Here is a 19496-nt window from a genome sequence, read left to right as displayed (position 1 = left end):
ACTACCTGCCTGCCGCCTTTATCGCGTCTATGTAGAGGTCCGTGGACCTGCGGATGCGCTCCAGGGCCCTTTCCGTGTCGCCAGAGCGGACCGACTTCAAAGCATCCTCCCTCGCGGCAGAAGCCGCCTTAAGCGGGACTGATAAGCCCCCGCCTTTCGCATTCAATATTTGCGACGTGAAGAACGCGTATGTTTCGTTTCTTTTAAGCTCGTACGCGAGAAGCTCTTTAGGGTCGGAGAGCGCGGGCGGGGGAAATGTTATGACCTCGCCGCGCGAGCGCTTGATCTCCCTTACCCCCGAAGTGGCAAGCCTGTAAGCGGCCTTCATCTCACTTAGCGCCCCGTCATGGTCGCCCTCGGCCGACCTCTCAAGCGAGAGGCGATGAAGCTTTTTTGCCTCGGCTATGCTCGCGTTCGCGTCCGGGCGGCCCGAAAGCCTTTCAGCCACCTTGAGGAAGGTCTCGACCTCGGAGGAGAGCTTATGAAGCCTCGCTTCCTGCTGGTCCTCATCCCTTTCGGCCTTCTTTACAGCCTTTTCATTCATGGCCGTGTCACGCAGCCCGCCGGTGCCCGGTCCCTTCGATGCGATTATCGCGTTTACGGCCGCATGGATCGAGTCAAAGACCGCCTTCCGGGCTGAACCGTAGTCGCCTGCCTCGAAAAACTTTGAAGCCTTTTTTGACGCGGCCTCGGCCTCGTCCATGAGGGCGGAACCCTCGGGCGAGCCGCTTTCATCGACAACTTTTCTTGCCCCTTTGATGAGATCGAGGCTCCTTAGTAATTTCAGCTCGATTGCGCTTATCTCGGTTGCGTCATTGTCAGGGGCTTGTTCTGCTGCGGTGAGAATGGCCGGAATAGCGGAAATGACGAGAATGATCGCGATGGTTAATGCCTTTAACATACTTACCTCCTTTGGGTTCGTCCGGAGGTGAAATTCGAGATGCTTTGAGCGCCCTCCTTAAAGAGGGCGGGGGATGTTCATCTCAAGCTTTCCCCTTGAAAGGGAACGCTTGGAATATATCAGAAAGCATGTTTAAGCGTCTTTTCACCCTCGAAATGCCCTTTCTCGACCTTGCCGTCAGACGTGAAGACAAGGTAGCTGAAATCAGTCAGGTGGCGGACCCTTCGCGCAGCCGCGCTTATGCCTTCGGCTCCGTCTTCGCCCAAGAGAAGGACCAGGGTCTTCGTGGCGTCGTTCGGGTTCTTGACCGCAACGGCAAGCGTGGTCCCCTTTCTCGGAAAGCTCTTTCCGTTGACCTCAACGGCTGTATCGGTAATCTTTATATTGCGGGAGAAGTGCTGTCCCGTAAGCCTGTAGAACCTGTTCTCGCCCGGCCCGCCCAGGATAAGTAGCGAGCTGTCCTTAAGGTAATCCGTTCTTCCGGCCTCGTCGTCCGAGATCACCTCAAGACCGAAATCAGAGGAGAAGAGCGTTGCCGCGCCCTGATATTTTTGCCCGGCCTTTTCCGGAACGATTATCTTTGAGCCCTTGTCTCCAAGGAGGCCCGAGATGGTCGGCGGAACCTCCCTGTCGTCGAGTATCCTGAACGTTTGGAGCCCCGGGTCGATTTCAACGGATGTGGGTCTTGCGCTGACCTCGATTGTGAACTCCTCTGATTCCTTTTCGAGCCTTACGGTCTCCCACTCTTCACCTGCATCGGTTTTTATGAGGACCGGCAGGTCCAGAGCGTACGCCGGTGAGGCCTGCCTGAGCGTGAACGAAACCGCATGGCTTCCGGACTTCTTGGTATAGCTTGCGTTATCAAGCGCAAGGACCGGCCCGCCCGGCAGTTCAAGCCACTGGCTGAAAAACCATTTCAAGTCCCTGCCCGAGGCGGCTTCGAAGGCATTGCGGACATTGGACCAGGACGCTCGCCCGAAAGCGTTATCCGAATAGAGCTTCTTGAGCCCGGCCTTGAACGCCTCCTCGCCGAGCATCTCTTCGAGCATGTTGAATACCATGAAACCCTTGTTGTAGCCCACTGCCCTTGAGGCCGAGTCCGAGGTGTCGACGAAATCCTTGAGCGCTATGCCGGAGCCCTCGGCGTAGTTCTTGAAACCCCGGAGCTTGGCCGCGCGGAACTCTCTCGCCTCTTTAGGCCCCTTCTCCCTCTCGTATGAATAATCGGCCACATAGGTCGTTATGGCCTCGACCCAGTTCCCCTCCGAGGGGTCGACGAATACTGAATTGCCCCACCAGTTGTGGGCTATCTCATGGCCGAGCGAGGTGTCGGGTATGAAGGGGAGCCTTATGACAGTCGAGCCGAGGAGGGTGAAGGAAGGCATCCCGTAGCCTGTGGGCAAGAAGTTCTCGACCACCGCGAACTTCTTGAAAGGGTAGGGGCCTATAAGTGACTGCAATGAATCCAGGCGCCCCTTGGTTTTTTCGATATAGGTCCTCGAGAGGGCTTTGTCATTCGAGAAGAAGTACGTATAAATGTCTATGCCGTTATGGGTCTCCTTTTCGACGAAGTACCTGCCGGCCACCAGGTCGACCCCGTCGACCGGCTTCCATTCCTTCCATGTCTCGATTGTGAGGCCGTCTCTCTCTTTGCTTGAGACTAGCTCGCCCTCCATGACGGATTTGTATCCCGATGAAAGGGCGACCTCGGCCTCGAAGACCATCAGGGTTTCGGGCTCCTGCGGGAACCAGTACGAAAAGGACGGGAGAAAGACCCCCTCCTCGCCGATCACTCCGTCCTTTAAATGGGCGACTCCCTTTTTGACCTGCTGAGAAGCCTCGGCCGGTGACTGGAATTTCCCCCTGAATGATATTGAAAGCCTCTTTTCACCAGAAGGGAGCTTCACTGCCACCCCATATAACCCGCCGCCGAGGTCCGAAAGCTCGAACGGAAGCTCGGTCTCTTCCGCATGCGCCCGAAGCACCTCTGTCCCGGCCCTCAGGATGAAGCGCGCCTCATCCGTGTCTCTGGCCAGGGTAATAAGGTCCGTGCCCTCCACGGTCCCAGACGCGATGTCCACGGACACCTTGAGCGAATGCCGGGTAACAGGCTCGGGAACGAGGGGGCCTGCAGCAACGCTTCCTGAAAGCGCAAGGAGGGTAAAAAGGGCTGCGATCAGGGACATTATGAGCTTATGGTCACTCATCCTCGGATAAGGATATCATATCGGAGCCATCCGGTCTATTATCTGTCCCGGCTGACCCGGCCCGGGCATGTCAGCCGGTTTATCTGCTATACTTGGGAAAGGCCGCAAAATAAACGCAAGGAGAGGAAATATGGCAAGGAGGATGAACTTCAATGAGTTCGTTTCCTTTGAGAAGGGCCTTTCCGAGGAAAAAGCGGCTGAAGAGACTGCGTCCGGAGCGGACGGGAACCCTCCGATACCGCCGGGCGTCTACTACCTTTTGAGCGAGACGAGCGTTCTGCTTCTTAGCGAGAAATCCTGCAGCAAGCCTCAGTAGACCGGGTACGGGCGGCCGGGAGCGGCTGTGTTGAATTTCCACAGCCCTCTCCCGGCCCCGTGGCTTGAAAAAGACCTAAGGACCAGAATCCTTTCCCCTGCGGCCTCCAAACCAGAAATTTTTTTTGTGCCCTCCTCCGGAAAAGAAATTAACAGCGGACATGCTTCTCGAATGAGCCTCTGCCGCCCTTTACTCTCAAAAGGGCGACATTGATGCGTTTTTTTCCACGACGGAAGACCTCCACGTGTAAATCCTGTTTACTTTCGGCCATAAAGAATTTTTCAATCCTGAAGGATTTTTTACAGGTGATTTCTCCTTCGCAAATCTGCGAGCGGGCGCCGATTTCTCTGCTAAAATTTTTTATGTAGGCGCTTACCGGGCCTGGGCAGCCCTCTTCCATGCAGCAGAAAGCTGCTGGTCACTTCCGTACCGAATAGCTGAATAATCAGTATACGAATTGGCAGGATACGAATAAGCCGCGCCTTTCCAAGGGCGAGGCCACGCTATTTCCTTTCTCCAGTTTCCGCACGCCGCGAAAGACAACCTGAAAGGAGCACGGAAATGAAAAGACTAACCGCTTTCATGATGGCGGTCATTTCAGCCTGCTTCTGGACGATCGGCACGGCTGAAGCGATCGATACGTACACGGTCGGGGACGCGGCTACAGGCATAGCCTCGTCAAGGCACAACCTCGGCGCAACGGGTTTTTTCACGATGACCGGCAATACGACAGAGATATGCGTATTCTGCCACACGCCCCATCACTCGAACAGAGAGAACGGGATAAAGCCCCTCTGGAACAGGCTCTCCGCGAACACCTCGTCATTTGTGGCCTACGGCCCGACGATGGGAGACGAGTTCGCGGTCTCAACGAGCATCGGCTCCTCCTCGCTCGCCTGTTTGAGCTGCCATGACGGCATCGTTACCTTTGACAGCCTCGTGAACGCTCCGGGCAAGGGCGGAGTGACCCTGGCAGGCACTGACAGGGGATGGAGCTTCTATGATTCCTCGGGCCAGACCGCGGATTATATCAACGACCCTGGCCTTAACATCGGCCGCGACCTTTCCAACGACCATCCGATTTCGGTCCCTTACACCGAGTTCACGGCCGGCTTGAGGCCTATGGACACTGTCATAAGCGATATTGACCTCGCCGACGGGCTTAATACCGGCGCGCTTCAATTCGACAGCGGAAACCTCGACAGGAATCTCTGGGCCGTGATGGGCTACATATCGGATACCGCTACCATACAGGACCTTCTCCGGGTCACTAACGGCCAGCTGAGGGTGGAATGCACCTCGTGCCACGACCCTCACTTCAATAACAAGTCCTGGACCGAAATCGATTATACATACGGGGGTGTCAGCGTGCAGAACCAGAGGTTCGAGTCCAACGGGTTATTCTTGAGAAGAGTGGGCGGGAATAGCGGCTCGGGCGTTTGCCGGACCTGCCATAATAAATAGGGGAGGGCCCTGGGGAGAATGAATTTTATCGACGGACCCATAATAGCCCTCATAAACGCCTACTCCAGGCAGTCGGTCTTCTTCGACAACCTGGTCGGCTGGATAGCCATTAACCCGCTCCTAAAGGGCGGCGTCCTGGCGACCCTCGTATGGTGGCTGTGGTTCAGGCACGGCGGGTCGCGCGAGCTTGGACGCGAGCGCGTCCTGGCGGCCCTCCTCGCATGTTTCCCGGCCATAGCCCTGGCGAGAGGGCTTGCCGCCGCCCTGCCAATGAGGCTTCGCCCACTGCACGAGCCCGGCGCCGGGTTCGTTATCCCGCACGGAGTGGACCAGAGCGTGCTTGACGGCTGGAGTTCCTTTCCGAGCGACCACGCCGTCCTCTTTTTCACCATCGCTACAGGGCTCCTCTATCTCTCGAGGCCGGCGGGAGTTTTCGCGCTCGCGTATTCCGCCGTATTGATAGGGCTTCCGCGCGTATACCTCGGGTTCCATTACCCGACGGACGTGCTTGCGGGCGCGGCAATGGGGATAGCCATCGGGTGGATAGTTGTGCCGTACCTTGCCGGAAAGCGCTCCTTCATGTCGGCTTACTCATGGCTGGATTCAAGGCCTGCCGTCTTCTACCCGCTCTTTTTCCTCGTCACATACCAGATAGCCGACCTTTTCAGCAGCAGCAGGGGGCTGCTCCGGGGGGTGAGGAAGCTCGTCATGATAATCCTGGCCTGACCCCCTGCTTTTTTATCTCCGGCCCGAGTTCCTGCTTGACAGGGATGGCGGTTCTGCTATAATAAATGAAAATGAAAATCATTTTCATTTAGGAGGGGCCAAAATGTGCATAGCCCTTGTCGGAGGGATGGATAGACTCAGCGCAGGCTACCGGGAGATAGCAGGCAGGCACAAGGTGAGCCTGCAGCATTACTTGAGGTCCTGCCCGCGCCTTGAAAGGAGGATAGGCGGCGTGGACGCCATAATCGTATTCTCGTGCATGGCGTCGCACAAGATCGCCAACGCCGCAAGGGCCACGGGCAGGGCGGCCGGGGTCCCTGTCGTCATGTGCAGGGGCTGCGGGGTTTCGAGCTTCGAGAAGTGCCTGCTCGAGCTTTCCGGGAAGGGGGGTTGTTAGAATTGCCGGGCCGCTTGAGGGTCGTCCATAGGGCGGTCGTAGGACCGCCCAGGTGCATAGACCAATCCGATGAGGGGATGCCAGGGGAGGGGGCGCTCGTCGCTACCGTACACACCGGCAGGACGGTATACGTAAACCACGGCATGGCCGCGCTGGCGGAGAAATTATCCGGGGAGAGCGGACGCATGCCTGAATTCATCGATAAGCTGACAAGGGCATTGAGGCTCTACAGGAGCGTTGTAAGGCGGGCCCCTTACGTCTGCGAGTACGAGACCGTCCTTAAGTGGAAGAGCGGGGAAGAGGTCAGGGCCGAGATAACCGCTTCCGAGATAATCTGGGAGGGGGAAGAGGCCTTCCTGATATTCGTGCGCGTCTTGAGCGGCGGCGCTGCCGTATCCGCTTAACAGGCTGCTGGAAAAGCCAGTCCATCTGCTTCGTTGTCATCGTCGCCGGACACTCCGGCGTATGCAAAAACACGCCTCATTCCCAGCTCCCCTATTTCAATGTGGGCCTCGCATCCCATCTGGAGTTTTTTTATGCAGCCTGAGCGACAAGAGAAAGCCGTAATCGATGATTACGGCTTTTCCATGTCTGCGGGAGGTCGTCAGGCCGCCTTTTTCCAGACCTGGTCCCTGATGGCCTGCTCTATGTAATTCAAGTGCCGCTGCTCGTCCCTGTAGTTCTTTTCAATAAGGGACTTTAGGGGCGTAGGAAAATCCATCTTAACGGCGTTAGAGTAGTTCCTGTTGGTCATTTCCTCGCCGCCCTTGAGCGCCTTGAGAGCGCCCTCGGCCCCTGTAAGGCTCCGCACACGGGTGAACGCGTCAAGCAGATACCCCTTGAAGTCCTTTGAGAACTCCGGAGGCTTCTCGCCGAATGTGCGGATTGCGTCCGAGAGTTCCTTGATATGCCTTTCGTGGTCGCCCCTGAACGACTCTATCTCGTTCTTGACGCCAGCTATATCGAGATGCCGCAAGGCCTGGTTATATGCGTGCACCGCGTCGATGTCTATCTTGCAAAGAGAAATGAGCTCCTTCGCAATTTCCTTGTTCTCCATACCTGCCCTCCTTTTCCCTTTCGTGTTGGCCGGATGCCCTTGTGCCTCATTGAAGCTGAAAAATGTGGGCTCAGGACAAAAAAAGCGCGGGCTCGACTCTTGTTCAGAGTATAGTCCCGTACCTGAGTACGTTCAAGGCGCGGGGAACACCCGCAAGCCATTCGGGTCAGGACGGCGCTTATGGAACAAGGAAGGGAAAGGCGGAGCAGAGTTCCCCTCAGGCCGCTTTCTTTGCCTCGCCTTCAGCTTCCCTGGCAGCTTCCTTTATTTCCCCGGCTGCCTGGCCAAGGATCTCCTCTTCCTTTCTGGTTTCCGGGAGGACGAGCCCGGCAACTGCGCCTATCGCGAATGCGGCCGCTACCGCGGCCAGCATATTGCCCCGGAAGGCCTCCTGGAGAGTGCCCTTGGCCGCCCCGGCCCTGCCGGATATCGCTTCCCTGGCTTCCCTGGCCCGTCCGGCAAGCTCAGCCCTCTTCCCCTCGACCCTGGCCCGTAGCTCCTCTTTCTCTCCCCGAAGCTCTTCCCTTCCGGCCTTGACCCGTTCCTCTCCCCTTGCGAAGAGAAGGATAAGGCCAGCCGAGGCGAGCGCCGCTGGTATGGGGTTTTCCCTTATCGTTTCCATGACCGAGCCCGTAAACTCCCTTACCCTGTCGTATCCTCCGAGCTCGCGCACTTCCTCACGGACCATGCCCTTCAGGCGCTCCGTGGAGAACTTCCTTGCGATGAGGTCTATGGTATCCGAAATCTCGGCGCGGTCGCGCGCTATATCCTCACGGAGCTCGTATGGGCCTCTTTCATTTTCCGGGCGCTGGCCGTAGGGCTCTTTATGGGCCTCGGCCCGGACTTCCCTCTCCCTTTCGGTCAATGCGCTTTTCTTCTCAGCCATTGTCTGTTCTCCTTTAGTGTAGATACGGTTTGGTGGGGCGTTATGTCGATCCGCTTAAGGTCCGAAATGCCTTTTTGCACGAGGCCGTACCCGAACCAGGCCGCCCCAAGCCCTACGAGGAGCGCTGAAAGCCAGAGCGGTATTATGAGGCCGAGGAGAAGTATCACGGCGGCCGCCACCGCAAGCGCGCCCGTGTGCATCAACACCCCGCCTATGGCGGCGCTCCTTGCATCCTCGGCGCCGCGGGAGACCTTGGAAGCCATCTCGTTCCTGGCAAGCAGGAACTCTTTCCTTACCATGTCCTGTATCTGATCGGAGAGGTCGGAGAACAATTCCCCGAGCGTCCGCTCATCTTTCCTGACGTAAGCCATTTTAACCTCCTGCCCGGCTTCATAGAGCCGGGTGTAAGCCCGGTCGTGAATCCTGGACCGGAAGAGCCTGAGGCGGCCGGGAATTCAGCCGTGCTCCGGCCGCGCCTCCCGGCTCGATCCCAGGGCGCGGTCATTCTTTCCAGGCGCTGTCGCCCTTAATGAGCCGCGCGGCAAGGAAACCAGCGCCGAGCGCGCCCCCTATGGCGAGCCCTGGCCTGTCATTAACGAACTCCTCGATCCGCTCGATTATGTCGTCCGCGTCCCTGTCCCTGAAATACGAGGAGGCCGCGTCCGCCTCTTTTGCCGTCCTATCCACCATGCGCGAGAGCTCGTGCCTGTCCTTCTCGTCAAGGGACCTCGAGAGGTCGTGCAGGGCATTCGATACGCTCCCGATTACGTCCGCTGCCTGGGATTTCCTGCCGGAGACGACGTTCCTGGCGAACGAGCGGGATTTTGCCGCGGTCTTCCTGCCGGCTTCGCGGACCTCTTTTGCCGCTTTTTCGGCTCCGCCGCCGGATATGTATTTTGCCGGGTCGGAATCGAAATCGTGCTTGCATTTGGAGGAGTCGAACCGGTAGACCTTTCCGCCGTATTCGCTCAGGTGCCTGGCCGATGCCGGGTCTATCATGTTGCCGCATACGGGGTCTCTTTCCATTTCCGTTTACCCCCTTTGAGTCTTTGAGTGTTTCCGAGATACGTGCCTATTTAAACGATAGAGAATTTCCATAATACGGGCAAGTCACGGCCGCGTCCTTCCGCCGGATATTTTTAAGCCCCTTAACGAAAGGTCCGGGAAATGAGGTATAATTATCGTATGACCGGGATCAATATAAAGGTCAACACATACTCGGGCTACGAAACCGAGGAAAAACCCGTTTCTTTCACCATCGGGGGGAAGACCCTCAATATCGAGGAGATCCTCGACAGGTGGCAGGGGGAGGCAGAGGAGTATTATAAGCTCAGGGCGGACGACGACTGCACTTACATCATCAAATATGACAAAGGCATGGACGAATGGGAGCTTACTATGATGGAAAAAGGCTAGCTTTCTTTATCGACCTTTATAAAAATCCGCAATTACAGCCTGCCTTGAAACCAGGCATAATAGAATTTTCCCCTGCAGGTCCTTCGCTTTCCTCACGTATTTCAGCGCCACCCCAAAACCCTGCTATACTTATTTTTAAAACCGGGCGCAAAGTCCCCGCCTTTCTGAAAAAGCCCGATTATTCGGGGGCTTAGCCAGCGAGATGTACGGGGCAGCGTTGGCCGGTCCCCTCCGGAATTCAAAGCGACTCATTCAGCTTGACGCCTTCTGAAAGGAGAGCGAACATGAAACTACTTCCTCTTGAGAAGCTCGGGACCAGGGAACTGGAGAACGGGGTGGTCCAGTTCGGAATATTCCTCCCCTGGGTCACGCCGGGGAACGGGCACAGGTTGTGGGTAAAGATCATCCATGAAAACGACCAGTTCATTCAGGATATACAGCCTCTCCAGTTCGAGATGAGCCACGCGCCTGACCCGGAGTACGGGGACTACTGGTCCGTCCAGGTCACGATAACGCCGGATTCAAAGCCGGTCGAGAAGTCGGCGTGGGGCAGGCCCGGCCGCTATGTCTACAGGTACTTCCTCGAAAACCCGAACGCAACTTCCGCGCGCGGCCGCGAGATAGACTGGATAATCGACCCCTTTGCGAGGGAGTTCGGGGTCGGGAAGCTCTCGGCGTTCACCCTCGGGTACGAACACCACAAGTGGCACGACAACGAGATACGCTGGAAGACGCCGAGGGTCGATAACCTCGTCCTCTACGAGCTCATAATAAGCGAGTTCGGCGGCGACGTCGAAAGGACCATAGCCCATCTCGATTACCTCCGGGACCTTGGAGTAAACTGCATACAGCTCATGCCGGTATCGAACGTCGCCAACCAGGTGGACTGGGGCTACCTCCCTATAGGCTATTTCGGGGTCGACGAGAGGTTCGGGAAGAGAAGGGACATGCAGAGGCTCATAGAGGAGGCGCACAGGAAGGACATGGCGGTCCTCATCGACTCCGTTTACGGGCACACGAGCGAGCACTTCCCGTACTCGTACGTATACAAGAGGCTCGGGTACGAGGAGAACCCGTTCATAGGGCACTTCGCGAAGGACTACTACGGCGAGAGCACGGATTTCAGGCGCGGCTTCACCAGGGATTTCTTCTACACCGTGAACTACCACTGGCTCGACTGCTACCATGTGGACGGCTTCCGCTACGACTGCGTGCCCGACTGGTGGGACGGGCCGCTCGGGAGCGGCTATGCTGCCCTGACCTACGAGACCTATAAGACCGTGCAGGGCAGGGAGGGCGAGGGGCACTGGCTGACCCATTGGCAGAGGTTTTTCTCCGAGGAAGGGATAAACCTCGTGCAGTGCGCCGAGCAGCTCGAAAAGCCCAGGGAGATAGTCGAGGGTACCTATTCCAACTGCACCTGGCAGAACGAGACCCTCGGCGCGGCAGAGGACGTGACGCGCGGGAGCACCGAGGCCCTCCGGAGCCTAGGTTTCCAGTTCGGATTAATGGGCTACCCGGACGCCGTCACCTATAACGGCGACAGGATAAGAAAGAGCGCGGTGCAATATATCGAGAACCACGACCATGCCCGCTTCATCTGCAACTTCAAGACCTTCTTCAACGGAAACGAGCTCCTTGCCGAGGGCGACCGCTCCATGTGGTACAAGGTGCAGCCCTACCTCATCGGCCTTTTGACGGCAAAGGGCATTCCCATGCTCTGGCAGGGGCAGGAGTTCGGCGAGAACTACTACGTGCCCGACCAGGGATGGGGCAGGGTTGCGCTCTTCAGGCCCATGCGCTGGGAGTATTTCTACGACGAGGTCGGCAAGAACATGGTCGCGCTCGTAAGGAAGCTCCTCGACCTTCGAAGGAGAAGCGCCCAATTCAGGAGCGGCGAGCATTTCTTTTACAACGACGACCAGTACATATCGAAGGGCGTCCTCCTCTTTTCAAGGAAGACGGACGGGGTCTTCAGCCTTACCGCGCTCAATTTCAGCGACCAGGACCAGGAGGTCTCTTTTCCTTTCCCGGTAAGCGGCAATTATATAGAGGAGCTCCACGGCAGGGAAGGGGCTGACGTGAACCTCTGGAACATCCAGGCCAATGAGAACATAAGGCTCCCGATACCGGGCAATTACGGTAGGGTATGGACGATTGGGCAGTAAGGCCGGAACTCGCTGAACCCCTTAAGCCGCGGAAGCCTTCCGCGGCTTTTTTTTTGCGCCTTGTGCCGGATTACGCGCTGGTGTAAACTCACCCGATGATCAAGGTGACAGACAGGATATGGCTCCATGAGGGCGAGCTTTCGTGGGAGTTTGTCCGCGCCGGGGGGCCGGGCGGGCAGCACGTAAACAAGGCCTCGACAGCAGTGCAGCTCAGGTTCAATGTCGACTCGTCCTCTTTGCCTCAGGATGTCAAGGACAGGCTCAGGTCAATTGCCGGGCACAGGCTTACTGCGGGAGGGGATGTAGTCATAGAGGCCCGGGAGTCCAGGAGCCAGGAACGGAACAGAAACGAAGCCCTTCAAAAGCTGACAGAGCTTTTATCGCGCGCGGCGGAAAAGCCGAGGCGGAGGAGAAAGACGAAACCCACTGCGGCGTCAAAGGAACGGCGCCTGAAGGCCAAGGCCGTAAGGGGTGCTAAAAAGAAGATGAGGAGAAAGGGAGGGGAGGAGTAGAGGGATTTAAATCCCTCTACAGGGAAGAAAATAGCGGATTTCAGCTTGGCGCAAAGAGGCCTTTGCCTCGCTTCCGCGCGGTTTTTGAAGGTAAGCCTCGCTTGCTCGCCGCCTCCCCCATCCCATGCACGGGGGCTCCTAAGTCGCTTCGCTCCCGACCTCCCGGCCCGTTCACGCTCAGCTTCCCTTATGCTAGTCTCGCCTTACCCTCCGGGGTTCAGGAATTACAGCACACCACATTTTCGTTTTAGTTTCAAAATACCCCAGGGCATAAGACGTTACGAGCATAGGACTTGGGGAAAGGCGAGCGAGGCGAGGAAGCAGTCGCTCGGCCCCAAAAGGGGCCGAGCGACTTAAGGGCCAGGCGAGGAGGACGGAGGCGGTAAGCGAGCTGAGCCTTATGCCAAAAAAACGCGGCAGCGCGCATAAATGTCTTCAGGACGAAGGCCCCCCTAAACCCCCCTCATCAGTAACGCATTCGCTATCAGAAAATAAATGACTATGCCCAAAGCGTCGGCGACCGAGGTTATAAGGGGCGCGCTTGCGGCCGCGGGGTCCATCTTGAGGCGGCTCAGTATAAAGGGCAGGCTCAGGCCGAAAAGGCTCCCCACGATCACGACCGCCAGCATCGAGAGCGACACGACGAGCGCTATTCCCGGCCCGCCGCGCACGATACCTATGAGAGAGACGGCCGCGGCCATCGTTAGCCCGAGGGCGAGCGCGATGAAGATCTCGCGCCCGAGCATCCGTCCCCAGTCTTTTATCTCTACGTCTCCGGTCGCGAGCGCGCGTATCATCAGGGTGGCGGCCTGCGAGCCAGCGTTTCCGCCGCTGTCAATGAGGAGAGGGAGGAAAAATACCAGTGTGACGAAGGCGGCGATGGTATCCTCGAAGTAGGCGATGCCTGCGCCGGAAAAGATATTCCCGAATACGAGTAGGACCAGCCATACTACCCGCTTCCTGTAGAGGAGCCATGCGCTCGCGGTCCGGACGTTTCCCGGAAGTTTACCTATGGTCCCGGCCTTGTGGAAGTCTTCGGTTGCCTCCGCCTGCAGTACGTCCATTGCGTCGTCATGGGTGATGATGCCGACGAGCCTGTTTTCATCGTCAACGACCGGTAAGGCCGGTATGTCGTAGCGTGCTATCTGCCTTGCCGCGTGTTCGGCGGTATCTTGCGCCCTTACGGCGTGGGTAAGCCCCTCCATGATCTCCCGCACGAGCGTGCCGGGTTTTGCGAAGACCAGGGCCTGGAGCCTCACTGTCCCGAGTAGACGGCGGTCCGGATCTATTACGAACGCCCGGTCGATGGTCTCCTTCTCCGGCGCTTCCCTCCTTAACGCCTCGACCGAATCCCCGGCTGTAAGCTCGGGGTAGAGGACCGCGTAGTCGGATGTCATTATTGACCCGGCGCTCCCCTCGGGGTAGGACCCGAGCAATATAATGTCCTCGCGCTCCGCCTTTGCCATGGAATGAAGGACGTCATAGCGGAGGTCCTCGGGGAGGGCCTTCAATAGGTCGGCGCGGTCGTCGTGCGACATGAGATTCATTATCGGCCCGAGCCTTCCGGGGCCAAGTTCTTTTACGAGCGCGAGCTGGTAGTGGAAGGGAAAATAGCTTAAGACCTCGGCCTGTTTCCTTTCCGGGAGCGCCATCAGAGCGTGCGCCGCCTTTTCTGGAAGGAGCTCGCTAAGGTAATGCGCGAGGTCGGCGGTATGGAGTTCCCCGGCAAGCGCCAGTATCGGGCCGGTTTCTCCTTGAATCAGGGTCCTCCGGACCTCGTCATGGACAGGAAGGCGTCTTCTCATGGATTCTCCTATAGCTCGGGATTCAGTCAACAAAGAGCTTATCCGAGAACCCCAAAGGGTGCAAACCAGCTTTTGGAAGAGAAAATCGTTTGGGATGGGCTGAACGCAAAAAAAAAGACCTCCGGGCAATACCCGGAGGTCTTTGATGGTCTTCTATTTCGAGTTACTTCATTTCGCCTTCTCGTTCACGAGCTTCGAAAGGCGCGATACCCTTCTGGCGGCGTTATTCCTGTGGAGAACGCCTTTGGAGGCGGCCTTGTCAAGCTCGGTTATCGCGCTCTTGAGGTTCGCCTTCGCCTCATCGGCCTTTCCTGCCGAAACCGCTTCTTTAACCTTTTTTACGGCTGTCCTCAACGAGGACTTGACGGAAGCGTTCCTCTGCTTCCTCTTCTCGCTCTGCTTGTGCCTCTTTATTGCCGACGCGTGATTGGCCAAGATCCCCTCCTGAAAGTATCTTTCCCTTTAATTTCTGCTACCTTTTAGTGCGCTAATCTGTTAACCTTCTGTAATTGGCCAGGCTTCGGGGTGAAATCGTCCACCTACCGGTCCGGCCTCTTCCGGATAAAGAGACATGATATTTGTTTTTAGACCCCTTGTCAAGCCCTTTGGGAGCGCCGGGTGAGCCACGAAAGGAGGATCACCGGGGCCGCCTCTGTCATAAGCGCCCTTACGGCGGCAAGCAGGGTGCTCGGTTATTTAAGGGACGCGGCCCTTGCCTACGTCTTCGGCGCCGGCCTCCTTGCAGACGCTTTCTTCATGGCCTTCAGGATATCGAACCTTCTCAGGAGGCTCGTTGGCGAGGGCGCCCTTACCTCCTCCTTCATCCCCATATTCACCGACGAGATGAGCAGAAGGGACAGGAACTCCTTGAGGACTCTCGCCTCGAGCGTCTTCACTCTTTTCGCCCTCATCCTTGCCGCCCTCACCATAATCGGCATCATCTTCTCAAGGGAGATAGTCTGGGTCATGGCCCCGGGATTCCTCTCGGAACCCGGGAAGTTCGAGCTTACGGTTTCCCTCACCAGATGGATGTTCCCCTACATGCTATTCGTAGGCCTGATGGGCATCGCCATGGGGGTCCTCAATTCCTACAGGCATTTCACGGCCCCGGCTCTTTCGCCGGTCCTTTTTAATATAGCTATCATTGCGAGCATCTTCGCCGTAGCCCCGTACCTCGCCTCCCCGGTATACGCCCTTGTCGTGGGGGTGCTTGTGGGCGGCGCTTTCCAGCTCCTTCTGCAGGTACCTTTCCTTGGTAAGTTCGGAATGCTCCCAAGGCCATCCTTCGGGTTCAGGGACAGCGCCATAAGGAAGATTTTCGCCCTCATGGGGCCTGCCGCCTTCGGCATAGGGGTTTATCAGCTCAATATATTCGTTACCATGTGGTTCGCCTCCGGGCTACCCGAGGGCGCGGTCTCGTACCTCTATTACGCCGGAAGGCTGATGGAACTCCCGCTCGGAGTATTCGGTGTGTCTGTAACGACCGCGGTGCTCCCGAGCCTCTCGGAGCAGGTGACGAGGCAAGACTGGGAAGGCTTCAAGGGCTCGATCTCCTTTGCCGTAAGGATGGTGAATTTTGTCATGATACCGGCGACCATCGGCCTCCTGGTACTCTCCTATCCGATTATCGAGCTCCTTTTCAGGAGAGGGGAGTTCAGCTCCGTTGACGCCGCCGGAACCGCAACCGCCCTATATTTCTACGCCTTCGGCCTCGTGCCCGTGGCAATCGCCAGGATTCTCACGTCTGTCTTCTATTCGCTCAAGGACACCATGACCCCGGTCTGGATAGCCCTCATAGCATTCCTTTTCAATGCGGTCTTCTGCTTTCTACTCATAGGCCCGCTCGGCCATGGCGGGCTCGCGCTGGCAACGACCCTCGCGGCTCTTGTGAATTGCTCGATACTCTTCGTCGTCCTCCGGATGAAGTTCGGGCGTTTCGGCGTGACCGGGATGTTCGTCTCAGGGCTTAGGTCCACAGGAGCTGCGCTCGTCATGGGCGCCCTCGTATATTTACTGGCGTTTGGCATCGTAGATATTTCGGGAGGGATGTGGAAGGCGGTCCTCTTAAGCGCCTGTCTCGGATTGGGCGTTATCTCCTATATCGCTGCATCCAGGCTCATGGGCGTGACTGAGCTCGCGTTTTTAAAAGGTTTTTTATTTCGGAGGGGCAAAAAGGCGGGTTAAATGAAAAAGGGGCGAATGGCCCCAACCGGCTGTTTTTTCGTTCTATTTTGTGCCTAAAAAAAGAGCAACATTCAGAACGCCCATATAATCCGGTTTTCATGTTTTTTGCACATGCCCTCTTTTCAACAGCTTATCCACAGCTTGTGGGGAAATCTCCTGAAGCCCTTGATTTAGCAGGGTACTGGAAAAACTTCTCGGGGGAAACTTTCTGTAGAAAGTTTCCCCCAAAGCCCCCTTCAAAGACTTTTAGTTCCTGAGAGGACCCCCATTAGGGGGTCCTCTCAGGAAGAACTGAAAGTTTTTGGAGAGAGTGTTAGGTCCGATGGATGCGAATGTGATTCATGAGGCAATTAGCCTCCTGAGCCCTTTGTGCATCCAACGGCTCTGAAACCTTTTTACAAAAAGGTCCTCTCAAGAGGTTTTTGCAGTAGCCTGCTAATCCTGTTTCTTCGGCGATTTTGCCTGTTGCCAGAGGCGTTCGAGCTCGTCCATGGGGGTGGATGAGAGGTCGCGGCCCTTTTTAAGGAGCTCGCTTTCGATGTGGTGGAAGCGGGTTATGAACTTCGCGACGGTTTTTCTCAGAGCGTCCTCGGGGTTTACCTCGAGGAACCTCCCGACGTTGACGAGGGTGAAGAGCATGTCACCGAGCTCCTCTTCCATTTGAAGGGGTTCTTCTTTCCTTACCGCCTCCTTGAATTCATCAAGCTCCTCATCGAGTTTTTCCAGTACCTCTTCGGTGTTCTCCCAGTCAAAGCCCGCCTTTGCCGCCTTCTGGCTTATCTTGTGCGCCCTCAAGAGGGCGGGCAGGACTTCAGGGACCCCGGCAAGGCGTCCGCCAGGCTCCTTGCCTTTCTTCTCCTTCTTTTTTATTTCAGCCCATTGACGGAGCACCTCTTCAGGCGTTTCGGCCCTGGCCTCTCCGAACACATGGGGGTGGCGGCTTATCATCTTCGAGTGCGAGCGGTCGATCACTTCCGCGAGCGTGAATTCCCCTTTTTCCCGGGCTATTTGTGAGACGAATATGACCTGAAATAGGAGGTCTCCTAGCTCGTCCCGGATTTCATCGGAAATACCGGAGTCTATGGCGCAAATGACCTCGTAGGCCTCCTCGATTATGAAAGGCACGAGGGAATCCATGGACTGCGCCCTGTCCCAGGGGCAGCCGTTCTCTGCCCGTAGCCTCTCCATCAGGGTTTCAAGCTTTCCGATATCCGCTTTCCCGTTACTTTTCATCTATCCCGGCCCTTTTGAGGTCGTCTCTGGTGTTCACGTTCTCGACCGATTTGGATATGTCGAGTCCAGGAAAGTCCTTTTCCGTAAGCCTCACAGTATCTACCTTTCCGAAGAGGTCGTTTATCCTCAGGTTCCCGGCCCTTACCATCTCTTCTATTGCCGACATGCACCTTTTGGAGTAGGCCGCGTGCATGGGGTGGAGCATGCCGCCTATGAAAGGTATAACGCAATCCGCTTCCGAGGCCCTTTCCGCGACCGCCATTAGGCACCCCGCGTCGAGATGAGGCATGTCGCAGGCCGTTACGAACGCGTGTTCCGATTCCGAACGGTAAAGGGCGGTGTAGATCCCGCCCAGGCTCCCGGCACCCTTTATTATGTCCTCGTGCACAAGGGGGCCCAGGCCGCCGTACAGGGCAATATCGTTCGCGATTATGAAAACGGGGTCGAAGATCGACTCCACGACGAGGACGGTCCTTTCTATTATAGTCCCCTGGGGAGTATCTATGAAGGCCTTGTTGAAGCCCATGCGCCGGCTCTGGCCGCCAGCGAGTATAGCTCCGGTCATCTTTATCTTCAAGGGCGGTTCAGGTCAATCTCCAAAGTTGATTTTTTCCCCGGACTCTGGGTAGTTACGTGAATAAAAATGCTCACATATGATTCATATATGCTCCGCTTTTTATTCCCGGCCTTCCGGGAAAAGCGGGAAAAATCTCTAATTTTTAGAGGTTGCCTCAGGTAAGTTGTTTAAGGCGAGTGGCGCTACGAGCCGCGCCCGGTGATTTTTATTTCGATTTCATCGGCTTGGCCGCATCCCTTGAGGCTCTTTATCATGCCGGTCACTCCGTCCCTCAAGAGGTTCTCAATAAAGGGCTTAAGCTCAACCTTGACCCCGTTAACCAAAAGGCTTACGCCTGGGTCCCTGTGCCCCTTTATTATCCTCTCCTCGATGAGGTCGGATATACCTTTGAAATCATTGAGCTTGTAGACCGGCAGCCGCCTGCTAACCTTGAAGTCCGAAGCAAAGGCCATTAGCAACTTGTCTTTTCCGCAGACCGGCCTCGACGAGTTCGCCTTCCGCACCACCTCTATCTTGGGGAAGGGCGATTTCTTGAAGCCTTCGAGGACGACCACGTCCACCCCGGAAAGATAGGACGCGATGAGCCTCTCGGGCGGCCATTCCTTTTCGACGTCCTTTATTACAGCGAACTTCTCCGGAGAAGAGAGCGCGACTACCCTTGCGCCAGCCTGCTTGTGCCTCCAGGAGTCCTTGCCCTCGTGGTCTATCTCGAAGCCGTGCGCGTCGTGTTTCAATACGCCGACCCTGTAGCCCCTCCGTGTAAGCTCGGAGATGACCTTCTCTAGGAGCGTTGTCTTGCCGCTCCCGGATTTACCGACTATGGATACGATGGGCGCCATGGCTGGATAACGCTTAATATACTATGACTTATGCCGTAATGTAAATGATTTTAGGCAACCTCTGAAAATGATCTTTTCCCCGGACTCTGCGTCAGGATGTGCATAAAAATGCTCACATATTCACATATATGCTCCGCTTTTTATTCCTGCGCTTTCTTGATTGCGGGAAAAATCTCAAAATTTCTTTAAAGAAGCGGGGGCATTAGGGAAAGACCGGGATGAGCTAAGGCCTGCGCCCATTTGCAGATGGAACAGGCCTCTGCGGTCTGGAAGAAGGCAGGCAGCTTTGAGTCCTTGGGATTAGAAAAAAGAAAGGGACGGGTTTTTTTGCCCGTCCCCTCAAATTATTGCCCGTTGGTGCCTTGCTTCAGGGCGTATCCTGCCGCCCTGAATTCAAAGCCGGTGGCCGCCTTTACATCCCGCCGCCGGTCGTGCCGCGCTCCGAGCCGGGGGTTGCGCGGGGCTGCTGCTGTTGCTGCTGGCCTGCCTGGGGCTGGTAGAGCCTGGCGTGCTCGAGCGCGCTTTCGGCTTTCTCAATTGCCTCTTCAGTGCTGCTCACCGCCTCCTTGATGTGCTCATCATCCTTGGCAGCCTGTTGCTGCTGCTGGAAGGTCCTGAGGGCCGATTTGAGGTTGTCTATCGCCTGCTGGGTCTGCTGCACGGCCTGCTGCTGGGTCATAGGCTGCTGCATCTGCTGCTGTCTCTGCTGCTGCTGGGCCATCTCCTGCGCGTTTGAGATTACCGGCACTGCCGCGAATGCGGTCAGGAAAAACGATGCGGCTACGGCTGTTAGAGTTGACCTCTTCAT

The 19496-nt window shown here is 56.6% G+C and carries 22 protein-coding genes; 9 read left to right on the top strand and 13 right to left on the bottom strand.

Annotated elements, in window-relative coordinates; all coding sequences use genetic code 11:
• Position 1 precedes the first annotated feature (1 nt).
• A complete protein-coding gene (locus K8I01_04680) occupies positions 2-901 on the bottom strand; it encodes a hypothetical protein (GenBank protein ID MBZ0219710.1) in 900 nt (299 codons plus the stop codon).
• Between the two features lie 119 nt (positions 902-1020).
• Positions 1021-3108, bottom strand: a complete 2088-nt coding sequence (locus tag K8I01_04675; GenBank protein ID MBZ0219709.1) for a hypothetical protein — start codon at positions 3106-3108, stop codon at positions 1021-1023.
• Positions 3109-3238: 130 nt separating this feature from the next.
• Here K8I01_04675 and K8I01_04670 point away from each other — a divergent pair, with 130 nt between their 5' ends.
• Positions 3239-3424, top strand: coding sequence for a hypothetical protein (locus K8I01_04670; protein ID MBZ0219708.1), 186 nt, complete (start codon positions 3239-3241; stop codon positions 3422-3424).
• A 148-nt stretch (positions 3425-3572) separates the two neighbouring features.
• Here the strand turns inward: K8I01_04670 and K8I01_04665 are convergent, their stop codons facing one another.
• Positions 3573-3824, bottom strand: a complete 252-nt coding sequence (locus tag K8I01_04665; GenBank protein MBZ0219707.1) for a hypothetical protein — start codon at positions 3822-3824, stop codon at positions 3573-3575.
• 161 nt (positions 3825-3985) lie between these two features.
• On the opposite strand from K8I01_04665, the gene K8I01_04660 reads away from it, so the two are divergent.
• From K8I01_04660 to K8I01_04645, 4 genes are all read left to right on the top strand, one after another.
• Positions 3986-4888: a hypothetical protein gene (locus tag K8I01_04660; GenBank protein ID MBZ0219706.1), complete on the top strand. Its 903-nt coding sequence runs from the start codon at positions 3986-3988 to the stop codon at positions 4886-4888.
• Between the two features lie 18 nt (positions 4889-4906).
• Positions 4907-5614, top strand: a complete 708-nt coding sequence (locus tag K8I01_04655) for a phosphatase PAP2 family protein (protein ID MBZ0219705.1) — start codon at positions 4907-4909, stop codon at positions 5612-5614.
• A gap of 103 nt (positions 5615-5717) precedes the next feature.
• Positions 5718-6011, top strand: a complete 294-nt coding sequence (locus K8I01_04650) for a DUF2325 domain-containing protein (protein MBZ0219704.1) — start codon at positions 5718-5720, stop codon at positions 6009-6011.
• The gene (locus K8I01_04645) at positions 6005-6415 is read left to right on the top strand and encodes a hypothetical protein (protein MBZ0219703.1); all 411 of its coding nucleotides are present in this window, start codon (positions 6005-6007) and stop codon (positions 6413-6415) included. Before K8I01_04650 ends, K8I01_04645 begins: the two co-directional genes overlap by 7 nt.
• Positions 6416-6615: 200 nt before the next feature.
• On the opposite strand, the gene K8I01_04640 is transcribed toward K8I01_04645, so the two are convergent.
• From K8I01_04640 to K8I01_04625, 4 genes are all read right to left on the bottom strand, one after another.
• Entirely contained in the window at positions 6616-7068 is a 453-nt protein-coding gene (locus K8I01_04640; protein MBZ0219702.1) for a ferritin-like domain-containing protein, read from the bottom strand.
• Between the two features lie 217 nt (positions 7069-7285).
• Positions 7286-7954, bottom strand: coding sequence for a hypothetical protein (locus K8I01_04635; GenBank protein MBZ0219701.1), 669 nt, complete (start codon positions 7952-7954; stop codon positions 7286-7288).
• A complete protein-coding gene (locus K8I01_04630) occupies positions 7930-8325 on the bottom strand; it encodes a phage holin family protein (GenBank protein ID MBZ0219700.1) in 396 nt (131 codons plus the stop codon). The genes K8I01_04635 and K8I01_04630 overlap by 25 nt, the downstream gene beginning before the upstream one ends.
• Before the next feature lie 130 nt (positions 8326-8455).
• Entirely contained in the window at positions 8456-8980 is a 525-nt protein-coding gene (locus K8I01_04625; protein ID MBZ0219699.1) for a YHS domain-containing protein, read from the bottom strand.
• A 159-nt stretch (positions 8981-9139) separates the two neighbouring features.
• Between K8I01_04625 and K8I01_04620 the strand changes: the two genes are divergently transcribed.
• From K8I01_04620 to arfB, 3 genes are all read left to right on the top strand, one after another.
• Positions 9140-9370, top strand: coding sequence for a hypothetical protein (locus tag K8I01_04620; GenBank protein ID MBZ0219698.1), 231 nt, complete (start codon positions 9140-9142; stop codon positions 9368-9370).
• A 284-nt stretch (positions 9371-9654) separates the two neighbouring features.
• Positions 9655-11538: an alpha-amylase gene (locus K8I01_04615; GenBank protein MBZ0219697.1), complete on the top strand. Its 1884-nt coding sequence runs from the start codon at positions 9655-9657 to the stop codon at positions 11536-11538.
• 95 nt (positions 11539-11633) lie between these two features.
• Positions 11634-12050 (top strand): aminoacyl-tRNA hydrolase, encoded by a 417-nt coding sequence (gene arfB, locus K8I01_04610; protein ID MBZ0219696.1) that lies wholly within the window; start codon positions 11634-11636, stop codon positions 12048-12050.
• Positions 12051-12502: 452 nt separating this feature from the next.
• On the opposite strand, the gene mgtE is transcribed toward arfB, so the two are convergent.
• Together mgtE and rpsT are read right to left on the bottom strand one after the other, a co-directional pair.
• A complete protein-coding gene (gene mgtE / locus K8I01_04605) occupies positions 12503-13855 on the bottom strand; it encodes a magnesium transporter (GenBank protein ID MBZ0219695.1) in 1353 nt (450 codons plus the stop codon).
• A gap of 168 nt (positions 13856-14023) precedes the next feature.
• Positions 14024-14290 (bottom strand): 30S ribosomal protein S20, encoded by a 267-nt coding sequence (gene rpsT / locus K8I01_04600; GenBank protein ID MBZ0219694.1) that lies wholly within the window; start codon positions 14288-14290, stop codon positions 14024-14026.
• Between the two features lie 183 nt (positions 14291-14473).
• Between rpsT and murJ the strand changes: the two genes are divergently transcribed.
• Entirely contained in the window at positions 14474-16039 is a 1566-nt protein-coding gene (gene murJ / locus K8I01_04595) for a murein biosynthesis integral membrane protein MurJ (protein ID MBZ0219693.1), read from the top strand.
• Positions 16040-16474: 435 nt separating this feature from the next.
• Here the strand turns inward: murJ and mazG are convergent, their stop codons facing one another.
• The 4 genes from mazG to K8I01_04575 all read right to left on the bottom strand — a co-directional run bounded on the left by mazG (position 16475) and on the right by K8I01_04575 (position 19496).
• Positions 16475-17272 carry a nucleoside triphosphate pyrophosphohydrolase gene (gene mazG, locus K8I01_04590; GenBank protein MBZ0219692.1) on the bottom strand — a complete coding sequence of 266 codons (798 nt, stop codon included), beginning with the start codon at positions 17270-17272 and terminating at the stop codon, positions 16475-16477.
• Positions 17262-17837 carry a molybdenum cofactor guanylyltransferase gene (locus K8I01_04585; protein MBZ0219691.1) on the bottom strand — a complete coding sequence of 192 codons (576 nt, stop codon included), beginning with the start codon at positions 17835-17837 and terminating at the stop codon, positions 17262-17264. The genes mazG and K8I01_04585 overlap by 11 nt, the downstream gene beginning before the upstream one ends.
• Before the next feature lie 194 nt (positions 17838-18031).
• Positions 18032-18688, bottom strand: coding sequence for a molybdopterin-guanine dinucleotide biosynthesis protein B (gene mobB, locus K8I01_04580; protein MBZ0219690.1), 657 nt, complete (start codon positions 18686-18688; stop codon positions 18032-18034).
• 412 nt (positions 18689-19100) lie between these two features.
• Entirely contained in the window at positions 19101-19496 is a 396-nt protein-coding gene (locus K8I01_04575) for a hypothetical protein (GenBank protein ID MBZ0219689.1), read from the bottom strand.

Source organism: Deltaproteobacteria bacterium (genome assembly GCA_019912665.1).
Lineage (GTDB): Bacteria > Desulfobacterota > GWC2-55-46 > GWC2-55-46 > GWC2-55-46 > UBA5799.
This window is presented reverse-complemented; position numbering and strand designations above follow the sequence as displayed.